Origin of the sequence: Maridesulfovibrio pacificus (SeqCode), from assembly GCF_048612815.1 — a bacterium.
In the GTDB taxonomy this organism is placed as follows: Bacteria; Desulfobacterota; Desulfovibrionia; order Desulfovibrionales; family Desulfovibrionaceae; genus Maridesulfovibrio; species Maridesulfovibrio pacificus.
Genome location: NZ_JBLZNE010000003.1, coordinates 26922 through 41548, shown reverse-complemented (window position 1 = coordinate 41548; position 14627 = coordinate 26922). Strand labels below are relative to the sequence as shown.

Sequence of the window (14627 nt, the reverse complement as noted above, 5' to 3'; positions counted from 1 at the left end):
TCGATTATTACATCACAGGAAACTATAGGAACCTGAGAATCGCATATCTTCCGTCCATAATGTCAGCGCAACTCACAATTGCCATTTAAGTCCAGTAGTCGTAGGTTTACAACCTCAGCAGAATTTAACAAGAGGTACTACTGTGCTTAAATTGAATATTCGCCAAAAAATCATCATCGGAATCATTATTTTTTCAATCTGTTTCGGTTGTCTGGGTTTGCTATCATTTGTGAATACCCTGCAGCTTGAAGACGAAGTCCTGCTGATTGAACGCAGTGACGATTTAAGCAATCTTATTCTCGAAGTCCGCCGCATTGAAAAAAACTACCTTCTATATCATGACCCGGCCCTATTCACCCTCGGACTTGACTACCTCAAACGAGCCGACACCCTCCTGCAGGAACTTGTGGAAGAATTCAAGAAACCCGAAAAAAAACAAACCGGCAAAAAACTGGAATCAAACCTGAATAAGTACCGGGAACTTCTGCTGCAGCTTAAAACTGCCCCGAAAGAGGCATCGACGGCAAACAAAGAACTTAACAATCATCTCCGGGAAACCGGACAAGCCATGGTAGGTCTCTCCAAAGCGATCTCTAATTTCGAACGTAAATACATACTCAGCATCAACCGCGAACTTCGCTCTAACCTCACTCTGTCCATGATCGGCATAGCCGTGGTCATCATGGCCCTTGTTCTCTTTTTCACCTTAAATATCCTCAAACCGCTTCGCGAAGTGCAGGAAGCCACTCGCAAAATCTCGGAAGGGAAATTCAAACCCCTGCCGATTAAAAATTCACATGATGAAATTCAGCAGGTCTTTGCTGCCTTGAATTCCATGGTCGAACAGCTGGTCAAACGCCGCCGCCAATTAGTACAGGCCCAGAAACTTTCATCAATCGGCACGCTCTCTTCAGGTATTGCGCACCAGTTGAACAACCCCCTGAACAACATTTCCACCTCCTGCCAGATCCTTGAGGAACGCCAGAAAGGTAAGGATGAACTGGCTGACCGGATGATGCACAACATTATGCAGGAAACCCTGCGTGCGCGGGATATTGTCAAAGGTTTGCTGGAATTCTCCCGGGAGAGCGAATATTCACCGGGACCGATAGAGATCGGCAGAGTTATGAAATCAGCAATGGACCTTGTATCCAGTCAGGTGCCGTCAACGATCAGTCTTTCCATGGAAATTCCTGAACATATCATCGTTCACGCTGACCGCCGCAAGCTGCAGGAAGCTTTCATCAACCTGCTCATCAATGCCGTACAGGCCATCGAAGATAGGTCAGGGTCAATAACTGTGACTGCTTTTATGGATCAGGAAAATACAATCATCAGGGTCAATGATACCGGACAAGGAATGCCCCCGGAAATTATGGAGCGCATATTTGATCCCTTCTTCTCCACAAAGGAAGTCGGACAGGGGACCGGGCTGGGACTGTACATCGTCTACGGAATCATAGAAAAGCATCAGGGCAGCATCAGAACGGAAAGCAGTCCGGGGGAAGGCACCAGTTTTTACATCACCCTGCCGCTCGATAAGGAACACACAATATGATCAACCACGCCAGCATCCTCATTGTTGAAGACGAAGCCATCGCAAGAGACAACCTGACCCACGTTATGACTGAGGCAGGACATATGGTCGTTGCTGTAAGCTCAGGCACGGAAGCACTGCAAAAAATCGGAAAACAGGAGTTCGAACTGGTACTGACCGACCTTATGCTTCCGGGCATGAACGGAATTGAACTGCTGGAGCACATCAAGGAAATCCAGCCTTCTACTCAGGTAATTGTCATCACCGGACATGCCACAGTCGATACAGCGGTTATTGCAATGCAGAAAGGGGCTCACTCGTACATAGCCAAGCCCCTCAATCTGGATGAACTCCGCGCACAGGTCTTTAATGCCCTTGAGCGGCAGGCCCTCTCTGTTGAAGTTCTGCGCTTGCGGCAAGTCCTTGAGGAAGGGAAACAGGACTTTCCTTTAGTGGGACAAAGTGACCAGATCATTAAGCTGAAAAAGACTATCGAACAACTGGCGCACATGGACTGCAACGTCCTCATTCAAGGTGAAACCGGAACAGGTAAGGAACTCATCGCCCGCGGAATTCACATGCTCAGCCCCCGTTCTCAGGAACGGTTCATGGCTATCAACTGCGGGACATTCACAGCCGAACTCATGGACAAGGAACTCTTCGGGCACGAACGTGAAGCCTTCACCGGAGCACAGCGCGGGCAAAAAGGGATATTGGAAGTTGCCAACGGCGGCACGGTATTCTTTGATGAAATGAGCGAACTGCCCCTGAACATGCAGGTAAAGCTCCTGCGGGTGCTGCAGGAAAGAAATTTTCTAAGAGTCGGCGGAACGCAGGAAATTCCGGTTGATATCCGGGTTGTTTCCGCAACCAACTGCGATCTCAAAGAAGAAGTTGGAAAAGGGACCTTCAGGCAGGATCTCTTCTACCGTTTGAATGTAGTCACCCTCTCGGCACCGCCTCTTCGTGAACACCGTGAAGACATTCCGGTCCTGATCGGTCACTTTCTGGAAAAACACCGTACCGAAACCCAATCCATCGACACAATTTCACAGGAGACGCTGGATATCCTGATGAACTATGCCTTTCCCGGTAACGTCCGTGAACTTGAAAATATTTCCCAGCGAGCACTGGCTCTGGCGCGGGGAACTGTATTTTCCCCGGACCTGCTGCCCGAAGAAATCCGCAATATCGACCGCAACAAACCGCTGCGGACCCTTGAGGAAGTTGAGCGCGACCATATTGAAAAGGTCATGTTGGCAACCAACGGAAACAAGACCCAAGCAGCCAAAATACTCGGCATTGACCGCGTATCCCTGTGGCGCAAGATGAAACGACTCGGACTGGAAAAAGACAATTAATTAAGAGCAGCTTCCAAAGCATCTTCAAGTCTGGAAACCAACCTTATTTCCAGACCTTCCAAGACTTCATCTTCAAGGTGCTCAACGGCCTGCGCACATTTTGCAGGCAGAACAATGGAGCGGATTCCGGCTCTGACTGCGGCCATGACCTTTTCACGTACACCGCCTACAGGCAGCACATCTCCGTGCAATGTGATTTCACCGCTGAAAGCCATATCCTCACTCACCATCCGTCCGGTCAATTGTGAAAGCATTGCCACCGCAATGGTTACCCCGGCAGAGGGGCCTTCCTTGGTCACCGCCCCGGCTGGTATATGGATATGAATATCCGAGGTCTCGAAAAAATCCTCTGAAAGACCGAATTTTCCGGCATTAGCCCGTAAAAAACTGAGTGCTGTCTGGGCGGATTCCCTGAGTACTTCTCCAAGCGATCCGGTCAGCAACAGATTCTTATTCCCGTGCATCCTGACCGCCTCTACAAAAATTATTTCGCCTCCGTTTTCCGACCATACCAGACCGGTGGCGACTCCCGTCTTTAACTTTTTAGTAACTGATGCACTGAAATGTGGCGGCGGCCCCATGATTCCGGGGATATCTGCCGCAGCAAGCTTGATCGGAAGAACATCTTCCTGACCTGACAATCTACGCCGGGCCAGTTTGCGGCAAAGAGCGGCAATCTGTTTATCAAGACCGCGCAACCCGGCTTCACGGGTATAGTCTGCGATGAGTGAATTCACTGCTTCCGGGGCTATTTCCAGCTCATTCACTGAAAAACCATGTTTCAGCAATTGATCTGGAAACATGTATTTCTGCGCAATCTGCAATTTTTCCCCGGGCGTGTAGCTCGAAAATTCGATCATCTCCATGCGGTCACGCAATGGTCCCGGTATGCGCTCCACAATATTGGCCGTAGCAATAAACAGCACCCCTGAAAGATCAAAGGGCAGGCCCAGATAATTATCAACGAAAGCGGAGTTCTGCTGCGGGTCAAGGATTTCCAGAAGAACGGAAGTTGCGTCGCCTTGAAAATTCTGAATAATCTTATCCATTTCATCCAGCATGATTACCGGATTGCGAACGCCTGCTTTCTGGATATTTTGCAAGATTCTTCCGGCCATGGCCCCCACATAAGTACGGCGATGACCGCGCAGTTCGGATTCATCCCGCAATCCGGCCAGCGACATGCAAATAAACTCACGCCCTAATGACTCTGCTATGGCGCGTCCGATAGACGTTTTCCCGGTTCCGGGGGGACCGCTGAAACAAAGAACCGGCCCCTGTAAACCCTGCAACCGCTGATTACGGCCCAGCAAATCCTGAACATGGTCACGCAGGCGGGTCAGGTTCACCGGCTTTCCGAGATATTGATCAGCTCCGCTTTTCATGGCTTCAACAGCCGTTTTTACCGTGGCGTAACCGGTAAGCATAATCACTCCGGTATCAGGCCAGCGGCTTCGCAGAACTTCGAGCAGTTCAAGCCCATCCATTCCATCCATCTTCAAGTCGGTAATTACTATATCCGCAGGCTCTTCTTCCATGGCTGCAACAGCTTCCAATCCGTTGCCCACAGTCCGTACTGCAAAGCCCTCGTGCTCAAAGATTATCGATAGGTTTTCACGGGCAATAACTTCATCATCGGCAATAATCAGGTTCGGACTGATCCTGCTGCGCAGATTTTTTACGGCAAGAAATTCAAGGATGCGCTCTTTTACACTGTTCAACCCGTAGTGACGGGCATCCAAAACGCCCTTTGCCCTTTGAATGTCCAAGTCGTCCTTGGTTGTTTCATTCCATGGAAGGGAAAGTATGAACTCCAAATAATTGTGAGCAATGGCAAATTCCGGGGAGACATTATCCATATTGAGAATACGTTCACATTCATCACGTGCAACACCATAAATATGGGCAGGAAGGTCAACAGACTCTACCCGTCTGCAAATGTCGTCAGCCGCACTTTCGGTGACGTTCTCCAACTCGGCATGAGTATCTTTTTTATTCTCTTCAGAGCGCGTGTTCTCAGCACTCTTCCTGCCAAACCATTTCATAATATCCTCCGGATAATGTCTGCCAATTCTATAAAGCCGGACTTCCGTACATAGACTCTTCTTATGTATTATCTGCTTAATATCATTAATATATAACTCTGTTAATGTTGCATGTTGAAACGACGCTGCCTAAGTCTGTCCTTTTTTGCACAATCTATTTCTTTTTAAACATAACAATATGAATTTACTTCATAATATTCGATTGTAGTTTCTAGATATTTTCAAAATACCCCGCACTCACCCAAATCTTACGGCCAAACAGAACGGTTTTAGCGTTGCAAAAAGCAACATGTTTTTTGGGCTTGATTCTGACCGTCCCTGAAAAACCAACATCAACTTTCAAGACAACGTTGCATATAGCAACATCAACAAACGCACACCTAAACAAGATACAATACAACATACTGTTTTTGTTAACTTTATACCTTAGACAAACCTTGGCATGGATATTGATTTATGGGGAGCAAGTTCAAGGAAGGAAACAACAATCAGGAGGCACCATGGCCACAGGACAAGGATTTTTCGGTCTCTTAGAGCGCTATTATGCATCAAAGGCAGCAAATCGAAGCAACACCTGTAATGTCGGAGCGTGGGCCATCAACCGGGATCAGGCTCCGACTGACCCCAAATCGAGGGAGGTTTTCTTGAAAACTTTATTAAACCGCTTCTTAACCAACAGTGGGAAACCCGAAGTTTCCCAAGAGGAAAACGAAGAACTGGTAAATAACCTTTCTGAGTGCACCAATGAAGGTGGCAAAATTCTTGTTGTAAGCAAGGGTGCTGCCTTCTCTGGAAGAGTCGTCAACTATGCTGTTGAAATGGCAGCTAGAACTCAAAGCAGCCTTATCGCCTTGAATCTGGATGAAAGAGGCTCAAATTTCAGTGATTTCTGTTCCCAGTCAGAAGAGAACATCTCTCATTTCTCTGCAAAAGCGGAGGAAGCGGGCCTTCTTTTCGCCCATGTTGTGAAACAAGGTGCCGAAGATTCCGTTGTGGCTGAACTACACCACCAAGACGAAAAACTTCGCTATGTAATGGAAGACAACACCCGCAGTAAATCAGCGAGTGCAGCTATTCCGGTATACACACGAGCGACACTTAGAGTCGGGTAATCCCGTACAATTTTGCTGTTTCAAAGGGAAAAGGGATACTTATGACTCCAGAAATTCTTCTAGTAATGGCAGTACTGGCCTTCGCGGTACTGCTTTTCATATTCGAATGGGTGAGGGTCGACGTAGTCGGCATCATCATGATGGTTTTACTGCCCCTGCTCGGTCTTGTTACACCTAAACAGGCCATCAGCGGCTTAAGCAGTAATGCTGTCGTCTCCATCATTGCGGTTATTATCATCGGAGCCGGACTGGACAAGACCGGCGTGATGAACTCCCTGGCACGGGTTATCCTTAAATTCGCTGGAAAAAGCGAAACCCGAATCATGTCACTCATAGCCGGGACTGTCGCCATAATTTCAGGCTTTATGCAGAATATCGGGGCCGCAGCCCTTTTTCTGCCCGCGGCCAAACGCATCGGTAACCAGACCGGAGTTCCTGTAGGCAGACTGCTCATGCCTATGGGATTCTGTGCCATTATCGGCGGCTGCCTGACCCTTGTAGGCTCCAGTCCCCTTATCCTGCTTAACGACCTCATGGTTGTAGGCGGTAAACATTACGAACCCTTCGGAATGTTCGGGGTAACACCTATAGGCATCTGTCTTCTTGTTGCCGCACTCATCTATTTCATTATTCTGGGCCGTTTCATCCTGCCCAGCAAAAACGTAGGCGAAACCTCAGGTCCCATGTCGGAACTGCTCGCCAACACATACGGCGGCATCGGCTCCCTGTATGAGATGCATGTTCCTGAAACATGGAGTTGCGATCATGACCTCATGAACCTTGAGCTGCGTCCCATATACTTTTCAACCATTGTCGCCATTGCTCGCGAACGCGGCAAAAACCACAAGATCGCCCCGGATGCACAGGAAGTAATCCTGCCCGGAGACCATCTTGCAGTGGTCGGCCCGATCGAATCTGTGCAGCGCATGGCTGCGGACTACGGCTGGGCTCTCAAGGACGACCTTGAAACCTTTGCCGAAGAACTTTCTCCCAACAATGCCGGACTCATGGAAGGTATCATCACCCCACGCTCAGAACTTGTAGGCGAAACACTGCGTACTCTGGGCATCCGTAACCGCTTTCAGGTTTCCCCGGTGGCAATCTTCAGGGGCGAGAAGCTGTTCATCAGCGGGTTGACCGACCTGCGCCTTGAATCCGGTGATGCCCTTCTGCTGCATGGTCGCTGGGAAATGTTCCACATGCTCAAAGACCGTCCGGACTTTGTATTTACCGAAGAAGTAAAAGGCGAAATCCTGCGCACAGAAAAGGCCAAACTGGCCCTCATGTGGCTGGCGGTTTCCCTGTTCATGATCCTCGGCCTGCACATTCAGCTCTCCATCGCACTGCTTACCGGCGCACTGGGAATGGTTCTGACCAAAGTCCTGAGCATTGATGAAGCATACCAGTCCGTTGACTGGATGACCGTATTCCTGCTCGGCGGTCTTATTCCGCTGGGTATGGCTTTTGAAAACACCGGGGCAGCAAAATATATTGCAGACACCATCATGGCCGCACTGGGACACCCTTCGGCCCTGATTCTGCTGACTGTAATCGGTGCGCTGACCTCGTTCTTCACTCTGGTGGCCTCAAACGTAGGCGCAACAGTCCTGCTGGTGCCCCTGTCCATGAACATGGCCCTCAATGCCGGAGTTGATCCACGCATAGCAGCCCTGACTGTGGCAGTAGCAGCTTCGAACACCTTCGTTCTGCCCACCCATCAGGTTAACGCCCTGATCATGCGTCCCGGTGGCTACAAAACAGTCGACTACGTCCGTGCCGGGACCGGTATGACCATCCTGTATATGGCCGTCATGATCTCCGCTCTGATGATACTTTATTAGCACCAAACCTAATTCCAAGGACCTTACGTTAGCACTCCCCCGGAGGAAGATCCGTCCAGCAATTTAACGGGTCTTCCTCCACTTTTCTGGAGGCTACCGGAAACTATACCGGAAAAAGCACGACAACCGGATACTGCCGCGCGATATCCGGCATGAATTTTTTAAAAAGGAGATTCTGATGCAGCAGACATTCCTGCAATCACTTGGAGGCAACTTTCTCGGCCATGCTCCCAAATGGTACAAGCAAGTTATTCTGGCCTTTCTGGTTCTTAACCCCATACTCATGTTCACAGCCGGGCCTCAGGTCGCAGGCTGGGCACTGATCGGCGAATTCATTTTCACGCTGGCAATGGCACTGAAGTGCTACCCACTCCCAGCAGGCGGACTGCTAGCCATTGAAGCCGTGTTCATGGGACTGACTTCAACAGAAACCATCTATCACGAAGCTGTAAATAACTTCGAAGTAATCCTGCTGCTGATCTTCATGGTCGCCGGCATCTACTTCATGAAGGAATTCCTGCAGTTCACCTTCACCCGCATTCTGGTTCGGGTTCACTCAAAAATAGCCATCTCACTGATGTTCTGCTTTGCCGGAGCATTTCTGTCCGCTTTTCTGGATGCCCTTACCGTTACTGCGGTCATCATTGCCGTGGCCTACAGTTTCTACAATATCTACCACAGGTTTGCTTCCGGCAAGACACTGCATTGCGAGCACGACCTTTGCAGCGATCAAGCGGTAATTGAAAAGAACCGCTCAGACCTTAAAGAATTCCGGGCCTTCCTGCGCAACCTGATGATGCACGGTGCTGTCGGTACTGCATTGGGCGGAGTATGTACGCTTGTTGGTGAACCCCAGAACCTGCTTATCGGCGGCGAAATGGGCTGGCATTTTGTGGAATTCTTTCTGGAAGTCATGCCCGTATCAATGCCCGTTCTTGTGGTGGGGCTGCTTACATGTATGACAGTGGAAAAATTCCATCTTTTCGGATACGGCGCAAAACTTCCCGGGAACATCCGCTCCCATCTGCTTGAAACAGCTGTAAAAATGGAAGAAAAACAGGGACAGGCAGGAAAAACCAGACTGATCATTCAATCCCTGACCGGAATATGGTTGGTTGTGGCTCTTGCGTTTCACCTTGCCGCAGTGGGGATCATCGGACTTTCTGTCATCATCTTCCTCACTTCCATGAACGGCTATATCGAAGAACACCAGCTTGGTAAGGCTTTTGAAGAAGCACTTCCTTTTACTGCCCTGCTGGTAGTATTCTTTTCCATTGTAGCTGTTATTCATGATCAGGAAATATTCCACCCGATCATTGAATTCGTTCTCAGCATGCAGGGACATACACAGCTTGCCGCATACTACATTGCCAACGGATTGCTTTCCGCAATCTCAGACAACGTATTTGTTGCTACTGTCTATATCTCGGAAACAAAACTTCACTTTATCAAACTACTGGGGACTATCCCTGACATCGGTATGAGCGCTCAGGCTCTGATGGAAAAGCTTACCGACCCTCATCTGGCGAGGATCGATGTTGTCGCAGGCATGCCTCAGACTACCGCTACGAAGGTTCTTGAGGCCATGCACCACTTCGACAAGCTGGCCGTTGCCATCAACACTGGAACCAACATCCCCAGTGTGGCAACCCCCAACGGTCAGGCTGCTTTCCTCTTTCTCCTGACATCCGCTCTTGCTCCGGTTATACGCCTCTCATACGGCCGGATGGTAATGCTGGCATTACCATACACCATCACAATGTCCCTGGCCGGCCTAGCGGCAGTTAATTACTTCCTGTAAACTGCCGCGCCGCAATTAAGCGGCACCCCTTTTTCTCCGGCAGACTCTCCACTGCCGGGGAAAGAAGGGGGAAAGAAAACATACCCAGCTATTCTACCTTCCAAACGGACACTTCGGAAAAGTACAGGAACGACAGTTAAGGCAAAGTCCACCCTCTGCTAAGCGGGCGAGGTCTTGGCGGGTGATCGTCTGCCCTGCAAGGATACGCGGCAGCACCAAATCAAAACTGGTAATCTTATAGAACAAAGCACATGCCGGAACGCCGATAACATCGGCACGACCAATCTTCCCGAGCAAAAGCATGGTTCCGGGCAACGCGGGGACTCCGAATAAAGCATCCTCCAGCCCGGCATCAACCAGACCGGCGCGGGTAGCATCATCAGGGTCTACGGAAAGACCTGCCGTGGTTACAATCAGATCAGCACCCTGCCTCAAAAGATCATTTACGCCATTTGAAATAGCATCCTTATCGTCAGGGACAATCACACTTGCAGCAACTTCGCACCCCAGACGTTCCACCTTTCCACTGATGATAGGAATAAATTTATCTTCTATCAGCCCTTGAAATACTTCGGTTCCCGTGACCAGAATTCCTACTTTGGTCTTTCTCAATGGAATGACGGAAAAAAGTGGACCTTCATCGAGCACGGATAAGGCATTACGGAAAACGGTTTCGGAAATATGCAGAGGAATAGCCCTAGTCCCGGCAACCGGCTTTCCTTCATCCACAAGAATATCGCCCTGTCTGGAAGTACACATCACATCGGGAAGCATGTTAAACCGCTCAAGGATTTCACGGTTGATGGAAAATAGTCCTTTGTAAGCTGCACAGAAACTGATTTTACCTTCTTCCGGGGGAGCCTTGAACACGATTCCTTCCCCGGCCATTCGCTCTGCAAAGGCTTGCGCTGCATCATTCTCATGAACCATTCCATCCGCAGAACTTTCATCCTGAACATAAACCCGGTTACGGCCCATCTGCTGCAAACGGCAGACATCCCCGGCAGTGATCTCCTGCCCGGCCTTGAACTCCGGCCCCTTGTAAACTCCGGGGTCGATACGGGTCATGTCATGCAAAGCGGTTTTGCCAACAGCGTCCTCAACGTCCACTGCCACTACGCAATCCTCGCGAACAACATCGCGAGAGCCGCCCACATAAGGAACTTCCCCCTGACAACCACGGCATATTGCCCCGTCACTGAGCGGGTAAGCTTCATTGCAAGACGGGCAGATACCGATATCACGCATATGCTTATGCCCCATAAAATCGGGCGAAATCTGAACCGGGGTGATGGAACAAAGTGACGGTCCGGCCTCACAGATTTCAGCGAAAAGTTTATCGGTATCCTGTTCCTTTTTAGGCTTCAGCTTCAAAAACCAGGCTTTGATTTCCGGCCAGTTTTCCAGCTTTTCGGTATCAATATGAACACGCACACCCTTACCTGTATACTTATCGTAGAGAGAAAGAGCATAACGTCCAAGCTTGATTACTTTCATCCAGCCGTTTCCGTATGAACAAAGGGTGAGGATCTGAACAGCATCAGGCAGACATTTCCCGGTTTCCACCACAGCATCAAAAAGAGTGTCTGCGGGAAGATGTTTCTTGGCTTCCTCCACCATATACGCGCCGATAAGCAATCCGGGAGCGGGATATCCGTGAAATTTACGGGCAACTTCCTTGAACTCTTCAAAAGTATACGGTCCAATGTTCATATATCTGGCTATCCTTATAAATTAGGGTGTGCTTCTACGAATCTTCCCATTATTATGCCTATTCCATATAATTCGTCATGACGGTTACGAATTTATCCATTGCCTCTACCGGATCCTCACCGTTTTCAATGGCCTCGGTATAGCATTTAAGCATGTAACGTTTCATAATAAGTTTGGTTGAAGATTTAAGGGCGGAACGCGCAGCTTTTACCTGCGTTAAAATATCGCTGCATTCCTTGCCTCCTTCAATCATTCCCTGAATTCCTCTGATCTGTCCTTCGATACGCTTCATGCGCTTGAGGACATCAATTTTAATTTTTTCCTGTTCTGCTGCGGATTCGGGCATAACGTGCTCCTTGATCTTGTATGTGCATGAGAGATTAAGTAGAGTCCCCGGATGACTGATAAAAACACCAACACACCAACGTCCGAAGAAGAAAACCTTGATCAGGTCTGCCTGCTCAACTGTATTGAGCTGTGTGCCATTATCTTTCGGGGGATAAACCCTGAAGAATGTGCCGCACTTCTGGACGAAGGTCTGCCCGCATTGGCTACACTTTCAACGGAATCGCTGCAATCCCTTTCAGGACCACTGAAAAATCTCGAAACATCCTACCCGGATGTCACCGACACTTTTTGTGCCGAGCTTGAATCCGAATACGTAAGGTTGTTCATCAATAGTCGGGACGGGATTGTCGCTCCGCTTTATGAATCATGCTACGAAAAGGGCTCCGGCAGAGTTATGGGCGAATCCCATGTTGCCATGAGCAAACTTCTCGAAGCAGCAGGGCTTGCCCCCACCGGGGAACAGGCTTCCGAACCCATGGACCATCTCTGCATTGAGCTGGAATACCTATACGTACTGCTGGCCAACGGCTGGGGCGGAAACGATGAGGACTCCCTCAAGCAGGCCAGAGAATTTGCAGCACAAAAGCTGGTCTGGGTCCGCAAATTAAATGAAAAGCTGACTGGCAGCGATGCCATTAAATTTTACATTACAGCATCTGAACTGCTGGTTTCCATGCTGGAAGAAGTTACTTCCTCCTAATACATTTTCGTCCGGGTTTTCCGCTAAGGGCATCGTTGATTCTTTTAACCAGCGGTGCCGGTCCGGAAACCAGATCATTACAGACAAACATTACCGCAAAAGCATCATCTTCCTTTTTCAACATGAATACGACAGGAAGTTGCTCCCCTTCTCTTAAAGCCCCACTGTGTTCCACGGGATCAGCAAGCATGGGAATTCCGGCATTGTTGATCTTGTGGAAACGTATTGCTTCGCGACGGTTCATGCCGAACCCGACAGTTATGAACAGCATGTCCGGGGTACAGCATTCCAATTCCCTGCGCGCAGCATCAACACTAAGTACCGCCTGTGCGTTTTCAGCGTGTCCTTCTTCCACCAGCAGTAGCAGGAAGTATTTCGCATCAAGTGATGCCAGATTAAGGTCGCTCTTCCCTTTGTCTAACCCAAGATAAGAGCGCTCTTCAGCGTTGCCGGAGAATGCAAAATTCATATCTGGAATAATCTTCAGTTCTACCGTCTGTTTTTCCGGTGGATGATCCTCAAGCCAGCCGAACCATCCCGCAGCATAACGGTAAATATTTGTATAGCCAAGGCGCGCAGCACGGCGAGCCGCAATGGAACTGCGCAGTCACCTGAAGCTGCGGCAGTAGATAATCACCGGACGGTTAAGATCCGGCCCAAGCAACTCCCGCAACTGCCTTTCTCTTTCCTTGGAAAAATACTGGTCTTCGCCAAGTTCAAATTCCATGTTCAGGGCACCGGGAATATGCCCGCCTTCAAATTCGTATTCTGCCCGCACATCCAGCAGCATAATACCGGGAACTTCTTTTAATTTCTTTTCAACTCCCGGTCCGTCCAACAGCTTATAGCCATAACGGTCAGCTTCCTTCTGCACATCGTTCCACCAGACTGGACGTTCTTGTTCCGCCCGAACCTGCACGGTCGAGAGCATAATCAGGATCACAAAGAACGTTGTGATGGAAATCCGCATCCGGATCATTGTTACTCCCGGAGTTAAAAGGGCCGAGACCTAAGTCCCGGCCCTGATTACTGATTATTTCTTAGGGGTATGAATGGTGAAGGAACCGTCCTTATGGAAATCGGTTTCAGCTTCAAGGTAATATACTTTCTTAATATCAGGACGCATGTCCAAGGTCATGTAGTAAGCTTCACCGCTGCGTGCTCCGGTTGTGCAGAGAAACACGATGGGCTTATCAGCGGAGAGTGTCTTTATCTTCTTCTCAAGCATGTCCACTGACATATTCACAGCACTGGGGATATGACCCTGTGCGTATTCATCCGCATCACGAACATCGATCAACATGATGGAGTTCGGATTTTCAGCAACAATCTTCTTGAACTGCTCAATATCGATACTGCCTTCTTCGCCGCCGGACTTAACTTCAACAGCACCGGATGCACCGAACATTTTCTTCCAACCGGGATATCCTGCTTCGGCAACATGCACGTTTTTATAGCCGATACCCATTGCACGGATGGCAGACTTGTGGCTCAGCTTACACTTGTAGCCGCCGCAGAAGTAGATAAGCTTGGTATTTTTCTTATCTGCGGGCAACAGGCCAGTGCGCTTAGCCCACTTGGAATCGGGAATGGAAATAGCTGACGGAATGGAACCTGCCAGAAACTTATTGGTTGGACGGGCATCGATCAGCATGTAAGGGTCGCCGTTAGCCATCATCTCGGCAACAGTTTCAAGGCCGATACCGCCGTAGCGACCGGATTTCATCCAGCCGGGATACCCATAGGGGTATACTTTTACATTTTTATAGCCCAGCTTTACAACTTTCTTGGCGGATTTGTGGCTCAATTTGCATTTAAGGCCCTGACAATAAAAAATGAGCAGGGTATTCTTATCCTTGGGCAGCTTATCGGTCATCTCGTCAAATTTTGAATCCGGGATGGAAACAGCAGTAGGAATGTATCCGAGAATGTATTTGCCCTTGTAAGGACGGGAGTCAATGATCATCACGCCTTCAGGTTTGGGCATTTTAGCGTACTTGGCAATAAAGTCGGTATCGACCATATCCTTGTACATCCAGTCCTGCATTTTGCTCTTGGGGACAACGTCTTTAGCCATGGCCGGTGCGGCGATGATCGCCAGACACAGTGCCAGTACCACTACCTTGAAAAACTGCATTTTCCTCATGTAATTCTCCCTTTGCTCTTTTT

At 49.2% G+C, this 14627-nt stretch carries 11 protein-coding genes; 6 read left to right on the top strand and 5 right to left on the bottom strand.

Annotated features, from left to right (window positions below; genetic code table 11):
• Positions 1–142: 142 nt before the first annotated feature.
• Together ACNI23_RS19505 and ACNI23_RS19500 are read left to right on the top strand one after the other, a co-directional pair.
• Complete coding sequence (locus tag ACNI23_RS19505; RefSeq protein WP_420250883.1) at positions 143–1558, top strand: ATP-binding protein; 1416 nt, start codon at positions 143–145, stop codon at positions 1556–1558.
• The gene (locus ACNI23_RS19500) at positions 1555–2898 is read left to right on the top strand and encodes a sigma-54-dependent transcriptional regulator (protein ID WP_420250882.1); all 1344 of its coding nucleotides are present in this window, start codon (positions 1555–1557) and stop codon (positions 2896–2898) included. Before ACNI23_RS19505 ends, ACNI23_RS19500 begins: the two co-directional genes overlap by 4 nt.
• Here ACNI23_RS19500 and ACNI23_RS19495 read toward each other — a convergent pair.
• The gene (locus ACNI23_RS19495) at positions 2895–4943 is read right to left on the bottom strand and encodes a S16 family serine protease (RefSeq protein WP_420250881.1); all 2049 of its coding nucleotides are present in this window, start codon (positions 4941–4943) and stop codon (positions 2895–2897) included. The two genes, ACNI23_RS19500 and ACNI23_RS19495, sit on opposite strands and share 4 nt — an antisense overlap.
• Positions 4944–5443: 500 nt before the next feature.
• On the opposite strand from ACNI23_RS19495, the gene ACNI23_RS19490 reads away from it, so the two are divergent.
• The 3 genes from ACNI23_RS19490 to nhaB all read left to right on the top strand — a co-directional run bounded on the left by ACNI23_RS19490 (position 5444) and on the right by nhaB (position 9697).
• Positions 5444–6055 carry a hypothetical protein gene (locus ACNI23_RS19490; protein ID WP_420250880.1) on the top strand — a complete coding sequence of 204 codons (612 nt, stop codon included), beginning with the start codon at positions 5444–5446 and terminating at the stop codon, positions 6053–6055.
• 41 nt (positions 6056–6096) lie between these two features.
• A complete protein-coding gene (locus tag ACNI23_RS19485) occupies positions 6097–7896 on the top strand; it encodes an SLC13 family permease (RefSeq protein ID WP_420250879.1) in 1800 nt (599 codons plus the stop codon).
• Between the two features lie 178 nt (positions 7897–8074).
• A complete protein-coding gene (gene nhaB / locus ACNI23_RS19480) occupies positions 8075–9697 on the top strand; it encodes a sodium/proton antiporter NhaB (protein WP_420250878.1) in 1623 nt (540 codons plus the stop codon).
• 93 nt (positions 9698–9790) lie between these two features.
• On the opposite strand, the gene ACNI23_RS19475 is transcribed toward nhaB, so the two are convergent.
• Both ACNI23_RS19475 and ACNI23_RS19470 read right to left on the bottom strand, forming a co-directional pair.
• Entirely contained in the window at positions 9791–11410 is a 1620-nt protein-coding gene (locus tag ACNI23_RS19475; RefSeq protein WP_420250877.1) for an FmdE family protein, read from the bottom strand.
• Between the two features lie 58 nt (positions 11411–11468).
• Positions 11469–11756, bottom strand: a complete 288-nt coding sequence (locus ACNI23_RS19470; protein ID WP_420250876.1) for a metal-sensitive transcriptional regulator — start codon at positions 11754–11756, stop codon at positions 11469–11471.
• Between the two features lie 51 nt (positions 11757–11807).
• Here ACNI23_RS19470 and ACNI23_RS19465 point away from each other — a divergent pair, with 51 nt between their 5' ends.
• Positions 11808–12458, top strand: coding sequence for a TorD/DmsD family molecular chaperone (locus ACNI23_RS19465; RefSeq protein WP_420250542.1), 651 nt, complete (start codon positions 11808–11810; stop codon positions 12456–12458).
• Here ACNI23_RS19465 and ACNI23_RS19460 read toward each other — a convergent pair.
• Positions 12445–13437, bottom strand: a complete 993-nt coding sequence (locus ACNI23_RS19460) for a rhodanese-like domain-containing protein (RefSeq protein WP_420250875.1) — start codon at positions 13435–13437, stop codon at positions 12445–12447. The two genes, ACNI23_RS19465 and ACNI23_RS19460, sit on opposite strands and share 14 nt — an antisense overlap.
• 54 nt (positions 13438–13491) lie before the next feature.
• Positions 13492–14604, bottom strand: a complete 1113-nt coding sequence (locus ACNI23_RS19455; protein ID WP_420250874.1) for a rhodanese-like domain-containing protein — start codon at positions 14602–14604, stop codon at positions 13492–13494.
• Positions 14605–14627 lie beyond the last annotated feature (23 nt).